Genomic DNA, 18,398 nt, shown 5'->3' with positions numbered 1-18,398 from the left:
CTGTCACGAGTAGATGCCAAAAAATAATTTGCATATCCTATGCGCAATCTGGCTAACGAATCATCCGTAGGATGACTTTGGGGTGCGGCATAAACAGTAAATATCAATTTTTTCTACGCCTACTTCAAGTAATAATTCACTTAAATGACGAACCGTTGCACCGGTTGTGACCACATCATCAATTATTGCCGCATGTTTCAAACTGGGTACTCGCTTAAGCGAAAATGCTCGGCGCACATTGTGGAGCCTTTCTTCTCGGTTAAGATCCTTTTGAACACGCGTATGGCGGTGCTTACGAAAGATGTGATGCGCACACTCTGAGCCAGAGAACTGGTTAGCGATGCCGGTTGATATCATTTCACTCAGATTAAATCCTCGTAAAAACTCATGGTGAAACAGCATGGGCACAGATATCAGTAACGGGGCAGGGTGGTCTATTTCTTTACTCAGCATCTGGGTTAGCGGCTTAACTATGCTAGGCTGCTTGTTATTTTTGATGCGCTTTATAAAGTGCGACAGAGGGTGCTGGTAATCACCAAGGCATACCATTTTGTCCCACGGTGGCGGTGTCTTAAGACATTCACCACAGATGCTTGCACTGCTCTCAAATGTGAGTCCGCATTGTTGGCATCGATGTTGATGAAAGTTAAACAAAGGCTGGCAGTGGTGACACCATAGGTTATGACCGAGAGAGCGTTCGATGGTGAGCCCACATAGATGACACAATTTGGGTAGTTGAGTGATAAATCGCATTGGTCTGAGTTGACGTGAAGGGGATTCCCTTTAGCATGGAGCAAATCGAAACAGAAAAAGAACCAAATGAGTAGGAGAGCGTGTGAGTGAAGTAGCAAAAGTCCATTGGCAGACTGAAGGACAAGGACCGGATCTTGTGCTAGTGCATGGCTGGGGGATGAACGGTGCGGTTTGGTCAGCATGTAGCCGTGAACTAGCCAAACACTTTACAGTGCATACCGTCGATCTGCCCGGTTATGGACTCAGCCATCAAGTGTCCTATCAGTCGATGCAAGAACTTGCTGACATGCTACTAGACGAAGCTCCTGAGCACGCTATTTGGTTGGGTTGGTCGCTAGGTGGTTTGATTGCTACCCATATCGCCCATTTTTACCCATCGAGAGTCAGTCAGCTGGTGACACTGGCGAGCTCGCCCAAGTTTTCGGAAGGAGAACAGTGGCGCGGTATCAAGAAAGACGTACTCAGCGCGTTTATGGCACAGCTCAGTAATGACTTTGAGCTCACGATCGAACGCTTTATGGCGCTTCAAGCCATGGGGAGTCCGAGCGCGCGTCAAGATATTAAGCTGCTCAAGCAAGCGGTACTCTCCAGACCTATGCCGTGCCCAAGCGCCCTTATGTTGGGGCTAGAGTGGTTAGATAACTTAGATTATCGCCCGCAGTTGTCGCAATTGTCGATGCCAGTCCATCGTTGGTATGGACGTTTGGATGGATTGGTTCCGGTACGAATTGTAAAACAGCTAGATGCGCAAATGTCGACTCATCAGAGTCATATTTTTACCCAGTCTTCTCACGCACCATTTATCACAGAGACAGACGAGTTTGTCACAAGAGTCATTGGGTTACGCGTCTAAATTTGCATGTTTTTTTACACAAATCGGTAAAGCTTGGAGCCGTTTTTCCGATAAAGTAATCAGAGGATTGAAAATCAATCCCGTTTAGTTGTTGAGGTTTTGGCGTTAATCACTCACAGCAGAGGAGAGTGACCGATGATAGTGTCGCCCAACAGTGTTAGTGCTCCAGTTATCGCTCCATCTGTGAATCCCCAGACGGAGCAAGCAGCGCGTGACAACAAAGTGCGAGAGCCGATAGTCCCTACCGTGGAATTGGCGCGCACCAATGCCGAGCGTCGCATCAACGAAGAGGAAAAACGGCGCAAGCGCACAGCTTGGGATCCCGCAGAGCATCCTGAGTATGACACCGAAGAAGACGTGTCTGACAACGAAGACCCCATAGAGCGCTTGTTTCATCTGCTATCACTAAATACCTATAGCGAGTCGCAAGGAAAAGGCTATGCGATGCGATTTCGCTTACCTCCTAAAATCATGCAGGCAGCGTTGATGGAAGGGAGAATGGCGAAGCGTCGTACCGTGATCCGATATCATTATGGCCACTCGGTTGCCCCAAATACGCCGTCGGACATCATTGCCGTTGGGTAGTGTTTAGCAGTGAGTGAGATAGCTTTTGATGAATACTAAAAGAGCACCTAGATAGGTGCTCTTTTGCGTTTTCAGCCTGTGTTATTAGCCAGAGCGCTATTTCTTGGCTTTGGCAAAGGCCGCTGCAAATGCACCGCCCATCGCACTGTTGCCTGATTCTTGTCTTGGTGCGCGCTGACGCTGAGACCCGCGGTTGTCGCGAGCGGTTTTACCTCCGCGAGCGGGACGGTTGTCCGCACCAGGTTCATCGGACAAGCGCATGGATAGACCGATGCGCTTACGATTGGCGTCTACTTCCATCACTTTCACCTTAACGATATCGCCCGCTTTCACCACTTCACGTGGATCGGCAACAAACTTATCGGTAAGCGCTGAAATGTGGACCAGACCATCTTGGTGAACACCAATATCGACAAAGGCACCGAAATTTGCGACGTTAGAGACCACGCCTTCCAGTACCATGCCCGGTTCGAGATCATTGATAGTGTTGACGCCTTCCGCGAAGGTTGCCGTTTTGAACTCTGGGCGCGGGTCACGACCAGGCTTATCAAGCTCGCGGATGATGTCTGTGACGGTTGGTAAACCGAATGTGTCATCGGTGTAATCGACCGCATTAACGGTTCGAAGAAATGCCGTATCACCAATGATAGACTTGAGCGCGCGACCTGTCTTTTCAGCAATCGTTTTAACCACAGGGTACGCTTCTGGGTGCACCGATGAAGCATCAAGTGGGTTCTTGCCATCCATAATACGTAGGAAACCTGCACACTGCTCGAAGGCTTTTGGACCAAGACGTGCGACCTTCTTAAGAGTGGTGCGTGCTTCGAAGCGACCGTTCTCATCACGGTAGTCGACAATGTTCTGAGCAAGCGTCGAAGACAAACCTGCCACACGCGTTAGTAGGGCAGCCGAAGCGGTATTCACATCCACGCCAACGGCGTTTACACAGTCTTCGACGACCGCATCAAGGCGTTTCGCCAGCATAGTTTGGCTGACGTCGTGCTGGTATTGACCGACACCAATTGATTTAGGATCAATCTTCACAAGCTCTGCCAATGGGTCTTGTAGACGCCTTGCGATAGACACGGCGCCGCGCAGTGACACGTCCATATTCGGGAACTCTTTTGCTGCGAGTTCTGACGCTGAATACACTGAGGCACCCGCTTCGCTTACAATGATCTTTTGCACACTGAGGTTGCCGCGCTTGATGACGTCGGCGGCAAAGCTGTCAGTCTCGCGAGAAGCTGTACCGTTACCGATGGCGATCAAGTCCACGTTGAAGCGACGCACCAACTGCTCTACCACGTGTGCCGCTTTATCGTACTGTTTTTGCGGGGCGTGCGGGTAGATGGTATCGGTTGCGAGAACTTTACCTGTGGCATCCACAACGGCCACTTTACAGCCAGTGCGCAAACCTGGGTCAAGACCTAAGGTGGCTTTTGGACCTGCTGGTGCCGCCATCAACAGATCTTTCAGGTTAGTGGCGAATACCGTGATGGCATCGACTTCAGCACGCTCTTTTAGTGCGCCCATCAGTTCGGTTTCCATGTGCATCGATACCTTGATGCGCCATGCCCAGCTAATTACTTGCTTGCGCCATGCATCGGCAGGCGCCTGACTGAGATGAATACCATAATGTTCAGCGATCAGGGTTTCGCAGTATGACTCGCGAGCTCCCTCTTCGTTTGCAGGATCAGCGTTAACGGAAAGCTGTAAATAGCCCTCGTTACGACCGCGCAGCATGGCGAGTGCTCGGTGTGAGGGAACCTTGCTCATTGGCTCATCATGTTCAAAGTAGTCTTTGAACTTCTCGCCTTCGTTTTCTTTTCCAGATACCACGCGAGCGCGCAGCTCTGCATGTCGGTTGAGGTACTGACGGACCTTCTCTAGTAGGTCGGCATCTTCGGCAATGCGCTCCATGACGATGGCACGAGCACCATCCAGCGCCGCTTTACTGTCCGCGATCCCTTTTTCTGCATCGATGTAGTTAGACGCGGCGCTCTCCGGCTCATTGTTTGGCTCAGTCCAGAGCAGATCCGCGAGTGGCTCGAGGCCTGCTTCTATCGCAATCTGACCTTTGGTGCGGCGCTTTGGTTTGTAGGGTAGATAGAGATCTTCTAGGCGAGTTTTGTTGTCAGCGCTTTCAATGTCCACACGCAGTTCGTCGGTCAGTTTGCCTTGATCGTCGATGGATTTAAGAATCGTTTGACGGCGATCATCAAGTTCACGTAGATAGCTTAGGCGAGAGTCGAGGGTACGCAACTGGGTATCATCAAGACCTCCCGTGACTTCTTTTCGATAGCGAGCGATAAATGGGACGGTGTTGCCGTCATCAATCAGGGTAACAGCGGCTTCAACTTGCTTATGGCTGACATTCAGCTCTTTAGCAATCAGTTGACAGATAGCTTGGCTCATCCGTGTATTCTCTTGTGGTTGTGTTGGGGAGTGCTTTGTACTCCTTGATATCCATAGGATATAGGGGCGTGAGCGCCGATTTGCAATTACTGGGTTATTTTTATGTTTCACTAAAGGGTGAAATTTAGCGAGGGTTTGCTAATTTATTGATAATCACGTGGATATTCCGTTGGTTTTCTGTAAAGTTTAAAGGAGTCGGTAAACGATGTGAGTCGACCGTTGTCTTAGGGACTCATGCTTATTCAGAGTCAGTCGATGAATGGATGTATTAAAATGAAAACTACAGCAACTAAGTTGGCGTTAATTCTTGCCACAATGACAAGCGGGTGGGCTATGGCTGCACCAGATCTCTCTACTACACAGGCGCCAGTTTTATCTATTGAAGATAAAATCGTCCTCGGGCGCGTTGAAAGTGTTTACTACCAAGATATTGACGCGCTAGAAGGCATCCCATTTGTCGGTAAGATTGACACGGGTGCAGACACTACATCGATGCACGCTGAAAACATCAAAGTCATCAGTAATAACCCAAAATACCAAGGGCTTAGTGGTGAAAAGCTGATGCAGACTATCGTGGATGAGTACGGTGGCTCAGCGAGTGACTGGTGGCTTGAAGAGTTTGATAACGATGAGCGTAACTTCCAAGGTGTTGTGACGTTCACGCTTAGACACCCTTACACCGGTGAAAAGATTGAAATGGAGCGCCCTTTAACGCGCACCAGTGTGATTCGTAGCCGTACGAGTTCAACACCTATCTATCGCCCGGTTATCACTCTGCCTATGACCATCGCCGGCAAAACCGTCGAAACTGAGGTCAATCTGACTGACCGTAGCGGATTCAGTGCGCCAATTCTGATTGGTAAAACCTTCTTGGCCAACAACGCTTGGGTAATGGCGGGTTATGACTACTTACAAGAGCAAAAAGACGCGCAAGTGATTGGTCGCCGCGAGTCTGGCTCTATTGATGATGTGCCAGTTGACGTTAGTATCTCGCTGAAAAATAACTACAGTATCCTCAATGCGCAGAATATTGAGATCGACAAGAAAGCCAACACAGTCAGCTTCGATCTCGTCGGTAAAGAGGCAGCTCAGAAGCGTGTAACCTATCCATTGGTGAAGATGCTGTCGGTCTCAGGTAATGAATATCCGATGATCTTTGTACCATTCAAGGGTGGCAAAGATTTTGAGGGTACGATTCAGGTCTATTTGAAAGATCGCTCTAAGCAGAGCACTCAGCTGCGTTTGGGCCTGAACACCCTCAACAAGAATTTTGTGGTTGATACCGGCGCTAAAGGCAAGCTAGAGAAGAAAAAGCAAAGTTTTGCTCAACGTATGAAAGATAAGCCGCTGGTGGTCTCCCCAACTGAGAGTTTGATTCTAGATGGTTACCAGCTTAATGCGGAGCCGTCGTTTGCGGTCAGTACACCACTACTCAAAGTCAGCAGCTTTGAGATCATTGAAGCTAAAGGTCGAGATAAAGTGGAGTATTACCTGTCGAGTGACTTAGGTAATGAAGAAAAGATCCGTAAAACCATTCTACGTCGCATCAAGGTAGGCGATACGGTAAGACCTGTGGTTGATGGCGAGTTTATCGTCGGCGATCGCGATGTGACCGTTGAGTTTGCTTTGGAGGCGCTCGACAGTGATGAGGGTGAAGAGCCATATTTCATCATTGGCAAAAAGGCGACCAAGGGTGGCGTTTTAGTCAATTCACGCAGTGAAAACCTGCTTGATGCCTACCCGGTGTTTACTGCGGGTCACATCGAGAACGCCACTGTTGAGGGGTTAACCTTCCCAGTTAAACTTGATACCGGCGCGGATGTTAGCTCAATGAACGCGACCAACATCAAGCAGTTCGAAAAAGATGGCAAGAAGATGGTCACCTTTACCTACACCAATGATATGGACATGAAGCAAGAGTTTACTCGTGAGGTGGTCGATGTCATGCGCATCCGAGCTAAAGCGGGTGAGAAAGCGAATGTTCGCCCTGTGGTGAATATGCGCGTGAAGCTAGGTGATGTTGAGAAAACCATTCGTGTCAATCTGCAAGACCGCTCTCGCTTTCACTATAGCATGATCTTAGGTAAGAATTTCCTTAAGTATGGCGTGGTAGTAAGCAGTGATGAGAACTTCTTGCTTGGCAATGAGATTGGCAGTCACTAACTCATCACTGATGAAAAAAGTGTCACTGATAAAAAAATGGCTGCGAAGTTCGCAGCCATTTTTGTTTGAGCATTATTTGATTAAGCGGGCTTAAGACTCTTTTTTGTCTTTCGTGTCTTGCTCTTGCTTTGCTTCTTCAGACTCGTCCGAGGCGATTGTTGACTCTGGTTTCTCTACTGGTGCTTCTTCGTCATCATCGTCAGAGTTATCTACGATGCTGTGCTTTTCTTTCCAGTTTTCCCAGCGCTGATAAGCCAACTCTTGCATGTCGGTGGTTTTGTCCGCCTCATCGACAATCTCTTGCCCTAATAAGTGCTCGAAGATGTCTTCCAGAGTGATAATGCCTTGAATGGTACCGTACTCGTCGACAATCATGGCAATCTGCAGACGTGCCGCCATCATCTGTTCAAACGCTTTCGGCAACATGATGGTGTTAAACAACACCTGGATTGGGCGCATCACCGATCCTAGTTGCTTCTCGCCGCTGCCTTGTTGTTGAAGCTTAAACAGCTCTAAGCGGTGTACAAAGCCTAGAATATTGTCTTTCTGCTGGCTATACACCAATGGGCGTGAGAACGGCGTATCTTTGTGCTCAGTCAAAAACTCATTGATGGTCATCTCAGCGGGTACGCGGAATACCACCGGACGAGGCGTCATTACCTGAGTCACTGGAATGTCTTGAATGTTGAGGATGTTATTCAAGATGTTCGACTCACCCTCAGCAAACTCACCACTCTCTTTTGCTAGCATGGCCATCGCTGATAGCTCATCACGCATCTTCGGCGTTTCATGACCACGCGCTAGGCGTTTAGTGATTTGCTCCGAGAACCATACGAATGGCGTCAATGCCCATACCATCCAACGCAGCACAGTTGCTGACACTGGCGCTAATTGGCGCCAGTAGGTCGCACCAATGGTTTTAGGGACAATTTCTGACAACACCAAGATACCCAAGGTAAGTACGGCAGAGAACACACCTAGCCATTGGCTACCGAAAACCTTCGCCGCTTGAGCACCAGCACTCGCCGCACCAATAGTATGGGCGATGGTGTTTAGGGTCAGGATAGACGCCAGCGGTCGGTCAAGTTCTGCTTTTAGCTTGGACAGTTTTTCTGCCGCAGGGTGCCCCTGTTGTCTTAGCTGAGCGAGATAGCTTGGGGTAATACTCAGTAGTACCGCCTCCAATACCGAACAGATAAACGACACACCAATGGCGACAGCGATATAAACCGATAAGAGAAACATTCATTTCCTAGTAAGTGCACACATCAACCTAACTTTGCTGCAAATGAGCCTGTGCATTGTTGGTGAGTGCTTAAAAACAGTAGCGACAGACCGATTTATCAGGCTTATCGGTTGAGCCGCAGAGCATTTATGGGACTTTATGCAATAATTTACAAGGTTTCAAACTCAATCTTTGGGTAACAAATTGTGAGTTAATGCTCATAAAACGGTTAAATCTACGTCATAAGCGACAAAGAACGGCTACAAACCTTTGCCAGATGGGGGCTTTATGATTTAGAGTGGGCTTTAACTCGATAACATGAAGAAGGGAAACCTAATGAACAAGACCCAATTAATCGACTTTATCGCTGAAAAAGCTGACCTATCAAAAGCACAAGCTAAAGCAGCGCTAGAAGCGACGCTTTCAGGCGTATCTGAAGCGCTAACTGAAGGTGACCAAGTTCAACTAATTGGTTTTGGTACGTTCAAAGTAAACCACCGTGCAGCTCGTACTGGTCGTAACCCAAAGACTGGTGATGAGATCCAAATCGCTGCAGCGAACGTTCCAGCATTCGTAGCTGGTAAAGCGCTAAAAGACGCAGTTAAATAATTTCTACAGCACCGACGCCCAGCGTCGGTGCTGTTCTCTCTACTCCCTACCTGTGATGGATTGTTAAGCGTGTTGAGCGCCAGCGCGGTTACCCATCTGTCTCCTCACTAAAGAGCTACAATTGACTGAACGCGATTCGCTATTTACTGTCCTACTTCTGCAGGAGAGTCATTTTCCATATCTTGCGTTCACACGAGGTGTCTAACAAATTATGAAAAAAACACTGTTGGTTTCACTTCTCGCAGCCACCTTGATTGGCTGTTCCTCAACGCCATCGCCTAGTCTCAATCAATTCTCGAACTATACGGGCGGGCAAACCCTTGGTGATGCGACGAGTTTCTATTGGTACACCGAAAAGCTGACGCGGCCATACAGTGCTGCTGATTACGTCAACATGAACGACTATGGTTGGTATCAATCCAACTATCGATGGGAAGGCGACACATTACGTGAGTTTGTGCGCGAAGGGGTGCAAAACGAGATAGAGACTGGTGAGGTGACCTACCGTATTCACGTGCGTTTCAATAAAGATGGTGAAGCTATCTATCAGCAGTATCGCCGCAACGGTAAGGTCTTACCGGTCAAGAAAGCTCAGCTTGAGAACTATCAAAGAGAAGCCTCACTGCTCGTTGAGCGTGTGAAAGAGCAAGACAGTGATGGTCTAGAGCTCGTTCAAGGGCATTGGGATGGTGAAACTCTAGAAACCTGTAATGGCATCGAGTTTAGCGATATCAAGTTTGAGGAGAGCTTACCGAATTTTGTGGTCAAGCGCTTAGCTGAGGTTGAAAGCTATGTGGCTTTTCTGGGAAGCACGCGACTAACAGGCGCTAGAGTAGAGCAACTGCTGATGCTCGCCGAAGGTTCAAAAGACTGTATTCCGAAGCCAGAGTTAATCTAACGAGTGTTGAACAAAAAAAGGGTGCCAATCGGCACCCTTTTCAATATGAGCTAGGCTCGGTTACTTTTGCTCGCGAGCAATTGCACGATAGCCGATGTCGTTGCGGTGGAACATGCCGTCCCAGCTGATCTTCTTAGTCAGCTCATACGCGCGCGTTTGAGCTTCAGATACGGTGTTGCCCAGTGCAGTCGCACAGAGTACACGACCACCGTTAGTCACAACATTGCCGTCTTTGTCAGCCGTACCTGCATGGAATACCTTCTCGCCTTCCACTTCAGTCGTTGGTAGACCAGAGATAACATCACCCTTGTTGTAAGACGCTGGGTAACCGCCTGCCGCTAGAACGATACCGATAGAAGCGCGTGGATCCCACTTAGACTCAACTTGGTCTAGCTTCTTGTCGATGGCAGCTTGGCAAAGCTCAACCATGTCTGATTGCATGCGCATCATGATAGGTTGTGTTTCTGGGTCACCGAAACGGCAGTTGTATTCGATTACTTTAGGTGTGCCGTCTTTGTCGATCATCAGACCTGCATACAGGAAACCTGTGTATGGGTTACCTTCAGAAGCCATGCCGCGAACCGTTGGATAGATAACCTCTTCCATGATGCGGTTGTGGATTTCTTGAGTAACGACTGGAGCCGGAGAGTAAGCGCCCATACCGCCAGTGTTAGGACCTGTGTCCTTATCACCAACACGTTTATGGTCTTGGCTGGTTGCCATTGGCAATACGTTTTCGCCATCAACCATCACGATGAAGCTTGCTTCTTCGCCATCTAGGAACTCTTCGATAACTACACGGCTGCCCGCGTCGCCAAATGCGTTGCCAGCCAGCATGTCTTTGATTGCGTCTTCTGCTTCTTCTAGCGTCATCGCAACGATCACACCTTTACCAGCCGCAAGGCCGTCAGCTTTAACTACGATCGGAGCGCCTTGCTCGCGAACGTAAGCCAGTGCTGGCTCGATTTCAGTGAAGTTCGCGTAAGCGCCAGTCGGGATAGCGTGACGAGCTAGGAAGTCTTTGGTGAATGCTTTTGAGCCTTCTAGCTGAGCGGCAGCTTGAGTCGGACCAAAGATAGCTAGACCGGCTTCTTGGAATGCATCAACAACGCCAATCACAAGCGGTGCTTCAGGACCAACAATCGTTAGCTCGATGTTCTTCTCTTTTGCAAACGCAACCAGACCTTGAATGTCTTCAACGTCAATCGCAACGTTTTCTAGCTTAGGTTCAAGCGCAGTACCTGCGTTACCAGGTGCGACGAAAACCGTTTCAACATTTGGATTCTGAGCCACTTTCCAACCCAGAGCGTGCTCACGACCACCAGCACCAATAATTAGAACGTTCATAATATATCCTTTGATTTTGCTCCTCCCCTTAATAAGGGGAGGCTGGGAGGGGTAAATCGCGGTCTCGCAAACTGACCCCCTCTAACTCCCCCTTAGCAAGGGGGAGAACCAAAAACGAATTAGTGACGGAAGTGGCGCATGCCTGTAAAGATCATCGCCATGCCATGCTCGTCAGCCGCTGCGATAACTTCGTCATCACGCATAGAGCCACCTGGTTGGATAACGCACTTGATGCCAGCTTCTGCAGCAGCGTCAATGCCATCACGGAACGGGAAGAACGCATCTGATGCCATTACGCAGCCTTCAACCTGTAGACCTTCGTCAGCAGCCTTGATGCCAGCAATTTTCGCTGAGTACACGCGGCTCATTTGACCAGCGCCCACACCAATAGTCATGTCGCCTTTCGAGTAAACGATCGCGTTTGATTTAACATACTTAGCTACTTTCCAGCAGAATAGCGCGTCTTTCAGCTCTTCTTCTGTTGGTTGGCGCTTAGAAACCACTTTAAGGTCATCAAGCGATACCATACCTTGGTCGCGGTCTTGAACCAGAAGACCACCGTTAACGCGCTTAACGTCAAAACCAGTCGTCTTAGTTGTCCACTCGCCACACTCTAGTAGGCGAACGTTTTTCTTAGCCGCAACCACTTCTACTGCTTCCTCAGAAACAGAAGGTGCGATAATCACTTCAACGAACTGACGCTCAACAATCGCTTTCGCTGTTTCTGCATTTAGCTCTTGGTTGAATGCGATGATGCCGCCAAACGCTGACGTTGGGTCAGTTTTGTAAGCGCGGTCATACGCTTCAAGGATGTCTTTACCTAGTGCAACACCACATGGGTTAGCGTGCTTAACGATAACACAAGCTGGCTCATCAAACTCTTTCACACACTCAAGTGCTGCGTCAGTGTCAGCGATGTTGTTGTAAGACAGGGCTTTACCTTGAATCTGGCGAGCAGTCGATACCGACGCTTCTTCTGGGTTTGCTTCTACGTAGAATGCCGCGTCTTGGTGGCTGTTCTCACCGTAGCGCATGTCTTGCTTCTTCACGAACTGTTGGTTGAACGTGCGTGGGAATTTAGACTCTTCATCACCCTCTTTGTTCTCACCGTATGATGGAACCATAGTGCCGAAGTAGTTCGCGATCATGCCGTCGTAAGATGCCGTGTGCTCAAACGCTGCAATAGCTAGGTCGAAACGTGTCTCTAGAGTCAGAGATTTGTCGTTTGCGTCCATTTCAGCAATAACGCGGTCGTAGTCGTGTGCGTTAACAACGATAGTCACGTCTTTGTGGTTTTTCGCTGCAGAGCGAACCATAGTTGGACCACCGATATCGATGTTCTCAACCGCGTCTTCTAGTGTGCAGCCTTCTTTTGCTACAGTCGCAGCAAATGGGTATAGGTTAACCACAACCATATCGATTGGGTTGATGCCGTGAGTTGCCATCACTTCGTCATCTTGACCGCGACGACCTAGCACACCACCGTGTACTTTCGGGTGTAGCGTCTTAACACGACCATCCATCATCTCTGGGAAGCCAGTGTAGTCAGATACTTCAGTTACCGCGATACCTTGCTCAGCAAGTAGGCGAGCAGTACCACCAGTAGAAAGGATATCAACACCGCGTTGTGCTAGTGCTTGTGCGAATTCAACGATACCAGTTTTGTCAGATACGCTGATTAAAGCGCGGCGAATTGGACGAGCGTTACTCATGCTTCTGTTTCCTCAAAGTCACAGATTGTGTTGCTGTGTACAGGGCAAACGATTGGTTTGGCCTGCGGATTTAAAGATAGTTGCCAAACAGGACGAGGTCTTTCATGATTGAGTCGACCCAGTCGTCTGTTGGGTAAATACCCTTGGAATCTTTCCACCGGGATGGCGATGGCGCGTATTCTAACCAATCTATTACAAAAAAGCTCGCGCAATCGTTTGGCATAGGCAAAAAAAGTGCAAAAAAGCCTATTAAAGAACACTTTTGTAACAAAGAGGTTAATTTAAACGGTTATGTTTCAAATAGGTGAGTTAGCAAAACGCTGCAAAGTCACTGCGGATACGTTGCGTTTTTACGAGAAAAACCAACTTATTGAGCCGGCAGGGCGCAGCGAATCGGGATATCGTCTCTACAATGAGCAGAGTCAGCAACAGGTGAGCTTTATCCTCAAGGCGAAATCCTTAGGGCTGAGCTTAGATGAGATTAAAGAACTGCTTGGCATCAAGCTTGAAGCCACTGAGCATAGCTGTGCGGAGGTTAAGTCTATCACTAGCGCTAAGCTGGCAACGATTGATGACAAAATTGCCGAGCTGACACGGATCCGCGAAGCGCTGAAAAAAATCAATGATGCCTGCTGCGGGCATGAACACGATGCGAGCCACTGCTCGATACTAGCAGCCTTGGAGTCCAACAAAGAATAAGAGGAGCCTGAGCGACTCCTCTCAATTTTATTCCCGCTGTTTAAGATACTTTGAATGCGCCAATGCCTTGGCTAAGCGTGTGACCATTTTCCATCAACTGCTCGCTGGCTTTCGCCAGATTCTGAGCTTCTTTCGCTGATTGACTGCCGTGGTCTGCAATTTGCGTCACGTTCTGACTGATCTCATCGGTCGCTTGAGTCTGCTGAGCGCTTGCCTCCGCGATTTGCTCATTGAGTGATACAATCTCATTGACCTGCGCATCAATCTCATCCAATGCGAGTTTGGCATTCGCAACCTCAGATAAGGTTTCAACTGATTGCTGCTGAGTGTGAATCATCGATTGGCTTACTTCTGCCGCTTGGCTTTGAAGCTTCTGGATGATCTGTTCAATTTCGTCGGTGCTGCTTTGAGTGCGGGTGGCTAAGGTTCTTACCTCGTCTGCTACCACGGCAAATCCACGTCCTTGTTCACCGGCGCGAGCAGCTTCGATTGCGGCGTTCAAAGCAAGTAGATTGGTTTGCTCTGCGACTCCTCGAATAACCTCTAGCACTGAGCTGACTTCTTGCGTGTCGTTGGCGAGGATCTGAATGCTGCTATCCGTGGTGGTTAATAGTTCGGATAGCGATTGCATGTGCTGCGTCGCGAGTTCAATCACGCGACTGCCTTGCTGGCCTTGTTCACTCGCCATCTTAGCGGCACTCGCGGCTTGCTGCGCAGAATGAGCGACCTCTTGGTTGCTGGCGTGCAACTGGTTCATGGCCGAGGCAACAGTATCGACGGCTTGTTGCTGCTGCTCAGACTGGGCAGCGCCATTTTGGGCGACTTGATTCAATGACACGGCGGCTTGGGTAATGTTCTCGGTGACCGGCTTAATCTCTTTAATCGTGTTCTCTAGCTTGTGAGTAAAGCGGTTAAACGCGGATGCGATTTGGCTGAGCTCGTCCGTCCCTGTTTCTGGAAGGGTTTTGGAGAGATCGCCATCACCGCTGGCAATGTCGTTCAATGCGTCGCGTGTGTCACGGCAGGGTTGAACGATGCTGCGACCAATAAGATAAGCAAGCACAAGCATCACAGCGAGTGCTACGACCACACTCATCAACACTTTCTTGGTGGCCTGCCAGGTCAATGCTTCGACGTCATCGACATAGACACCAGAGCCGATAACCCAGCCCCATGGCTTAAACAGCTTAATATAGGACACTTTCTCTACCGGCGCGTCTGAGCCCGGTTTGGGCCACATGTAGTTTACAAGCCCTGATTGCTGCTGTTTCGCGAGATTCACCATGTCAACAAACAGTCTTTTGCCATTTGGATCGGCAACTTGGCTGAGATCTTGCCCATTGAGCGCGGGTTTCATGGGGTGCATAACCATCGCAGGTTGGAGATCGTTGATCCAAAAATAGTCGTTAGCATCATAGCGAAGGCTTTGAACGGCCTTTGACGCTTCAGACTGAGCTTGCTCTAGCGTCAGTTGGCCAGAGCTATATTGTTGGTGGTAGTGCTCCACGAGGGTGTAGGCCGTTTGAACCAGATGTTGGGTCTTACTTTGCTTGTTTTCCATCAGCGAGTTCTGATAATCCAGCAGTGCCAACACCAATGGCACAAACAGGGCAGCAGAAACCAGTGCGATAAGCACAAACAAGCGGTGTTGAATAGAGGTATTGCGCAGCAACGGGGTAGTCATCTTAAGAACTCCTTTTCTTAAAAGGGCAGATATTACCTAGCGTTTATTAAAGGTTTTATATTGTTGTTATAACAATACCTTACGCCATGCTGATCACGGACTCTATTCCACTATCGTCTAATTTTACGTCAGATCACAAAGTTGCTAGGCGCAATATGAAGTCAGTTGGGTGGTGGAAAGCGGTTGAATGCTGGGAGGGAGAATAAGAAAAGGGCCTGAAGCGTACTTCAGGCCCTTTAATGTCAAATACGTTCGCTAAAGGCGAATTAGTTCATGCCGTATTTTCGGTTTCGCTATCTCATTCTATCCCGTCAAATCTAGACTTAGTTTTACTAATGCCTTGTAAATCATGGCTTAATGGCTGTGTTGTGTCTTGTCTTATCTAATTGTATCTTAGTTTGTATAGAGTTAAGTGTGGGTTTATTTGCGGGTTTAACTATTGGTCTGCAAAAATTATTTCTAAACTCATTTTAACTTAGGACACTTAGGACAATTAGGATAAAGTTAATAAATACAACAACTTAAACTGTCCTAACTTGCCTTTTAACTTAGGACACCATTAGGACAGGGTTAGGACATGGCACTGACAGACTCAAAGCTAAAAGCACTGAACGGTAAGAAGCACGACAAAGCACCGATTAAGATTGCTGACCGTGACGGACTGACCGTGTACCACCGCAAGACAGGTAAACTATCTTTTGTGTATCGCTACAGGTACAACGGAAAACCTCAAGACTTAACACTAGGAGCTTATCCAGTAATTGGACTAGCAGAGGCACGAGCGGAGGCTCTCAAGTGTCGCAAGCTACTAGCCGATGGTCACGACCCAAAGTTAATGCGCCAACTAGCCAAAACGAAAATCCTTGAAGCTGTGACCGTTAAGGATGCTATCACGTACTGGCTTGACAACTACGCAGCCAAGAACCGAGCAAACCACGAAAAGCACCGCTCTCAATTTGAAAAGCATGTATTCCCACACATTGGAAACCTACCTTTAGAGAACTGCGAAACGCGCCATTGGGTTAAGGTGTTTGACGACATCACCAACGGTACACACCACAGAGCAGCACCAAAGGCTAGTGGATATATCCTCCAGAACGCAAAGCAAGCACTCAAGTATTGTAGAAATCGACAATATGCCTACTCAACGGCACTAGACGATCTCAACATTGCTGACATAGGCGAACACCAAGAAAAGAAAGACCGTGTTTTATCATGGCGTGAACTTATGGACGTTTGGCACTGGACTCAAGATGTTAAATCAAACTGGTACTACAGAAACCTCATTAGCTTATTAATAGTATTTGGTTGCCGCACTCAAGAACTAAGGCTCTCAAAGGTTGATGAATGGGATTTAAAAGAAATGATTTGGACAACTCCAAAAGCTAACAGCAAAACAGGCCAAGAGATTAAACGACCTATACCAGATGCGATAAAGCATCATATTGAAGCGCTTATTGCACAGTCAAAGAATGACTACATCTTGGGTGAGCTTAAAAGACCAGAAGCGGTGTCGTCATATGGTAGAAACCTATCGAAGAAGCTAAACCATAAAGAGCCGTGGACGCTTCACGACCTGAGAAGAACATTCACAACGATACTAAACGACATAGAGATAGAGCCATATGTTGTAGAGCAGCTACTAGGTCACGCCCTTGGTGGTGTAATGGCAGTTTATAACCGCTCTCAGCACATAGAAAAGAAACGTGTAGCACTCGATGTGTGGACGTCAAAACTCAACGAAACGGAATTTCAACTTAACATTGTAGGGATTAGATAATGACCAACGAAAAGACAGAAACAATCAAGTATGAGACTCCAAAAGGTAAGACAAGCAAACTCATCACTAAGAGGTCCGTTGTTGCTGGTGATAACTTGGATAGATTTGTAGACCTTTGTAATTCAGCATGGAACGCAGAGTCACTTATTGATGAATACGAAAGTGTTTTCAAATCAGTTCTAGAGCGCTGTGAATCACCTACAGATTTGATGGTGTTTATTGATGAGAATGGAAATCTTTTGAGCAGAGAGCAGGGCATTGAAAAGAGTGTTGTTCCAAAGCACCTTACTAGGTATTTAGAGCTAAATTTCCCATCAAATAGAATGGCTCAACTCGCGGCAGAAGGTCTGAGTTTGGTTAGCAATGCACGTTTGGCAGTTAAGAATGAAACAACAAATTTAAGTGTCAACAATATTGTAGCAACGTGCTTGAAGCTAGGTCAGTTAAGAGCGAACTTGGTTTATCTGTTGAACGAGGACGATGTTTTAATAAGAGAAAAAAGCTGTGGGAATTTAAAGAGTGGCTCGCGCTCACGAAGTGAGGAGGCAGCAGATGCAAGAGATGAACTGCGAACTGAGTTCGACAAGGCTAAAAAAGAGCTAACGAGAAACGGTAAAGAACCTAAGGACAGGCATGTTATAGATTATCTACTGAAAGAAAAGCTTATCGAGCCAAGGCAAAAAGTGAGCGACAAAATGCCATATGAAAAAGTCCTGGCTAACATGTGCAAGTACTACAGCAAATTCGTAAAAAAAGATAATCAAAATCGCCTAACCGAGCGAGGGCGATTTTTTTAAGGTTTATCATACAACCTCAATTAAGACAAAAAGGAAGGTTATATGAGCAACTTAGAAATAGTATCAAGACGTTTACTTACCTATGGGGATGTTTGCACCCTGTTGAATCGTTCATACAAAACAGTATGGGCAAATGTAAAAAGTGGTAAGTTTCCTCAACCTCTAAGAACCGAGACAGGGCGAACTATTGGCTGGCTTCAATCCGATGTTGAACAATGGATGAAAGAAAGGGGGCAGGCATGAAACTAGAAGATTTGTTTGCTGATGAGCATCTAACAAAAAGCTACCTGAAAGACCAGTTCACCAACAGCAAGTATATGCTTGAAAAGGTGGAAACGTTCAGCCCTAAAGAAGCCGCTACCCTTGCTGTGATGGTCGCAGGATACACGATAGCCAACGAAGGCGCAGGGATTGCAGATGTTGAGGACGTGGCCTTACTATCTAGAGCTAACGACCTATACAGAAAACACCATCTACCAATTCAACGAGCAAAGATTGAAAGCATTAACAGGAACGGCAACAAGACCAAACGACAGCTTTGCTATATAGAGCGTGGTCAGTTGGAGCTACTCAAGACCAATGAAGGCGCAAAGGGTGTTTGTCGTGAGGTTAGAACGCTAGTTTTCCGTGATAAGGCTATTGCTGAGAATCGCAAGTTTGACCGCCTTCTCGTTGAATACCCGAACCATAACAAGTTATTTGCACGCATCATTAATCGTAAATTGAAACTACCAACAAAGCACAAAGCGCAATTCATAGGTGAACTAGGTCAACTTATAACGAAGTATGATCAGAGCATAAAAAAAGGCTCTAAGCATTAAACCTAGAACCCTTCTTAAAACTGGCTGGTGGTGTATCCGACCAAAGAATGACCGCCA

General features: G+C 47.7%; 16 protein-coding genes. 10 read left to right on the top strand and 6 right to left on the bottom strand.

The genetic code is table 11. The features are described from left to right. Positions 1–60 precede the first annotated feature (60 nt). Positions 61–753 (bottom strand): ComF family protein, encoded by a 693-nt coding sequence (locus AC6I8U_RS15500; protein ID WP_498017312.1) that lies wholly within the window; start codon positions 751–753, stop codon positions 61–63. 82 nt (positions 754–835) lie between these two features. Here AC6I8U_RS15500 and bioH point away from each other — a divergent pair, with 82 nt between their 5' ends. After that, positions 836–1,606 carry a pimeloyl-ACP methyl ester esterase BioH gene (gene bioH / locus AC6I8U_RS15495; RefSeq protein ID WP_498017311.1) on the top strand — a complete coding sequence of 257 codons (771 nt, stop codon included), beginning with the start codon at positions 836–838 and terminating at the stop codon, positions 1,604–1,606. Positions 1,607–1,741: 135 nt separating this feature from the next. Next, positions 1,742–2,191 carry an ATP-dependent Lon protease gene (locus AC6I8U_RS15490; protein WP_234494722.1) on the top strand — a complete coding sequence of 150 codons (450 nt, stop codon included), beginning with the start codon at positions 1,742–1,744 and terminating at the stop codon, positions 2,189–2,191. A gap of 96 nt (positions 2,192–2,287) precedes the next feature. Here AC6I8U_RS15490 and AC6I8U_RS15485 read toward each other — a convergent pair whose 3' ends face one another. Beyond that, positions 2,288–4,606: a Tex family protein gene (locus AC6I8U_RS15485; protein ID WP_498017310.1), complete on the bottom strand. Its 2,319-nt coding sequence runs from the start codon at positions 4,604–4,606 to the stop codon at positions 2,288–2,290. A gap of 273 nt (positions 4,607–4,879) precedes the next feature. Between AC6I8U_RS15485 and AC6I8U_RS15480 the strand changes: the two genes are divergently transcribed. After that, positions 4,880–6,769, top strand: a complete 1,890-nt coding sequence (locus AC6I8U_RS15480; RefSeq protein WP_498017309.1) for an ATP-dependent zinc protease family protein — start codon at positions 4,880–4,882, stop codon at positions 6,767–6,769. 90 nt (positions 6,770–6,859) lie between these two features. On the opposite strand, the gene AC6I8U_RS15475 is transcribed toward AC6I8U_RS15480, so the two are convergent. Further along, positions 6,860–8,014 carry a CNNM domain-containing protein gene (locus tag AC6I8U_RS15475; protein WP_234494719.1) on the bottom strand — a complete coding sequence of 385 codons (1,155 nt, stop codon included), beginning with the start codon at positions 8,012–8,014 and terminating at the stop codon, positions 6,860–6,862. 316 nt (positions 8,015–8,330) lie between these two features. Here AC6I8U_RS15475 and hupA point away from each other — a divergent pair, with 316 nt between their 5' ends. Next, entirely contained in the window at positions 8,331–8,603 is a 273-nt protein-coding gene (gene hupA / locus AC6I8U_RS15470) for a nucleoid-associated protein HU-alpha (RefSeq protein ID WP_042478600.1), read from the top strand. 211 nt (positions 8,604–8,814) lie between these two features. Then, positions 8,815–9,501 (top strand): DUF1481 domain-containing protein, encoded by a 687-nt coding sequence (locus AC6I8U_RS15465; protein ID WP_042478602.1) that lies wholly within the window; start codon positions 8,815–8,817, stop codon positions 9,499–9,501. A 60-nt stretch (positions 9,502–9,561) separates the two neighbouring features. Here AC6I8U_RS15465 and purD read toward each other — a convergent pair whose 3' ends face one another. Together purD and purH are read right to left on the bottom strand one after the other, a co-directional pair. Beyond that, the gene (purD, locus tag AC6I8U_RS15460) at positions 9,562–10,848 is read right to left on the bottom strand and encodes a phosphoribosylamine--glycine ligase (RefSeq protein ID WP_498017308.1); all 1,287 of its coding nucleotides are present in this window, start codon (positions 10,846–10,848) and stop codon (positions 9,562–9,564) included. A 119-nt stretch (positions 10,849–10,967) separates the two neighbouring features. Next, a complete protein-coding gene (gene purH, locus AC6I8U_RS15455) occupies positions 10,968–12,560 on the bottom strand; it encodes a bifunctional phosphoribosylaminoimidazolecarboxamide formyltransferase/IMP cyclohydrolase (protein ID WP_498017307.1) in 1,593 nt (530 codons plus the stop codon). Positions 12,561–12,851: 291 nt separating this feature from the next. Between purH and zntR the strand changes: the two genes are divergently transcribed. Beyond that, positions 12,852–13,259, top strand: coding sequence for a Zn(2+)-responsive transcriptional regulator (zntR, locus tag AC6I8U_RS15450; RefSeq protein WP_042478606.1), 408 nt, complete (start codon positions 12,852–12,854; stop codon positions 13,257–13,259). Between the two features lie 40 nt (positions 13,260–13,299). Here zntR and AC6I8U_RS15445 read toward each other — a convergent pair whose 3' ends face one another. Then, the gene (locus AC6I8U_RS15445; protein WP_498017306.1) at positions 13,300–14,943 is read right to left on the bottom strand and encodes a methyl-accepting chemotaxis protein; all 1,644 of its coding nucleotides are present in this window, start codon (positions 14,941–14,943) and stop codon (positions 13,300–13,302) included. 577 nt (positions 14,944–15,520) lie between these two features. On the opposite strand from AC6I8U_RS15445, the gene AC6I8U_RS15440 reads away from it, so the two are divergent. From AC6I8U_RS15440 to AC6I8U_RS15425, 4 genes are read left to right on the top strand one after another with little or no spacing between them, the layout of a single operon-like run. Further along, positions 15,521–16,723, top strand: coding sequence for a tyrosine-type recombinase/integrase (locus tag AC6I8U_RS15440; RefSeq protein WP_498017305.1), 1,203 nt, complete (start codon positions 15,521–15,523; stop codon positions 16,721–16,723). Further along, positions 16,723–17,520: a hypothetical protein gene (locus tag AC6I8U_RS15435; RefSeq protein ID WP_498017304.1), complete on the top strand. Its 798-nt coding sequence runs from the start codon at positions 16,723–16,725 to the stop codon at positions 17,518–17,520. The genes AC6I8U_RS15440 and AC6I8U_RS15435 overlap by 1 nt, the downstream gene beginning before the upstream one ends. A 42-nt stretch (positions 17,521–17,562) precedes the next feature. Beyond that, positions 17,563–17,763: a helix-turn-helix transcriptional regulator gene (locus AC6I8U_RS15430; protein WP_498017303.1), complete on the top strand. Its 201-nt coding sequence runs from the start codon at positions 17,563–17,565 to the stop codon at positions 17,761–17,763. After that, positions 17,760–18,341: a hypothetical protein gene (locus tag AC6I8U_RS15425; protein WP_498017302.1), complete on the top strand. Its 582-nt coding sequence runs from the start codon at positions 17,760–17,762 to the stop codon at positions 18,339–18,341. The genes AC6I8U_RS15430 and AC6I8U_RS15425 overlap by 4 nt, the downstream gene beginning before the upstream one ends. The last annotated feature ends 57 nt before the right edge of the window (positions 18,342–18,398 follow it).

It is taken from the genome of Vibrio sp. KUL80, assembly GCF_059725495.1.
This window is presented reverse-complemented; position numbering and strand designations above follow the sequence as displayed.

Bases quoted from the DNA above. Each gene is read 5' to 3' on its own strand.
- AC6I8U_RS15440 (WP_498017305.1), top strand. From the start codon at position 15,521: ATGGCACTGACAGACTCAAAGCTAAAAGCACTGAACGGTAAGAAGCAC.
- AC6I8U_RS15465 (WP_042478602.1), top strand. From the start codon at position 8,815: ATGAAAAAAACACTGTTGGTTTCACTTCTCGCAGCCACCTTGATTGGC.
- AC6I8U_RS15485 (WP_498017310.1), bottom strand. From the start codon at position 4,606: ATGAGCCAAGCTATCTGTCAACTGATTGCTAAAGAGCTGAATGTCAGC.
- AC6I8U_RS15480 (WP_498017309.1), top strand. From the start codon at position 4,880: ATGAAAACTACAGCAACTAAGTTGGCGTTAATTCTTGCCACAATGACA.
- AC6I8U_RS15425 (WP_498017302.1), top strand. From the start codon at position 17,760: ATGAAACTAGAAGATTTGTTTGCTGATGAGCATCTAACAAAAAGCTAC.
- hupA (WP_042478600.1), top strand. From the start codon at position 8,331: ATGAACAAGACCCAATTAATCGACTTTATCGCTGAAAAAGCTGACCTA.
- AC6I8U_RS15475 (WP_234494719.1), bottom strand. From the start codon at position 8,014: ATGTTTCTCTTATCGGTTTATATCGCTGTCGCCATTGGTGTGTCGTTT.
- AC6I8U_RS15445 (WP_498017306.1), bottom strand. From the start codon at position 14,943: ATGACTACCCCGTTGCTGCGCAATACCTCTATTCAACACCGCTTGTTT.
- purH (WP_498017307.1), bottom strand. From the start codon at position 12,560: ATGAGTAACGCTCGTCCAATTCGCCGCGCTTTAATCAGCGTATCTGAC.
- AC6I8U_RS15430 (WP_498017303.1), top strand. From the start codon at position 17,563: ATGAGCAACTTAGAAATAGTATCAAGACGTTTACTTACCTATGGGGAT.
- AC6I8U_RS15435 (WP_498017304.1), top strand. From the start codon at position 16,723: ATGACCAACGAAAAGACAGAAACAATCAAGTATGAGACTCCAAAAGGT.
- purD (WP_498017308.1), bottom strand. From the start codon at position 10,848: ATGAACGTTCTAATTATTGGTGCTGGTGGTCGTGAGCACGCTCTGGGT.
- AC6I8U_RS15500 (WP_498017312.1), bottom strand. From the start codon at position 753: ATGCGATTTATCACTCAACTACCCAAATTGTGTCATCTATGTGGGCTC.
- AC6I8U_RS15490 (WP_234494722.1), top strand. From the start codon at position 1,742: ATGATAGTGTCGCCCAACAGTGTTAGTGCTCCAGTTATCGCTCCATCT.
- zntR (WP_042478606.1), top strand. From the start codon at position 12,852: ATGTTTCAAATAGGTGAGTTAGCAAAACGCTGCAAAGTCACTGCGGAT.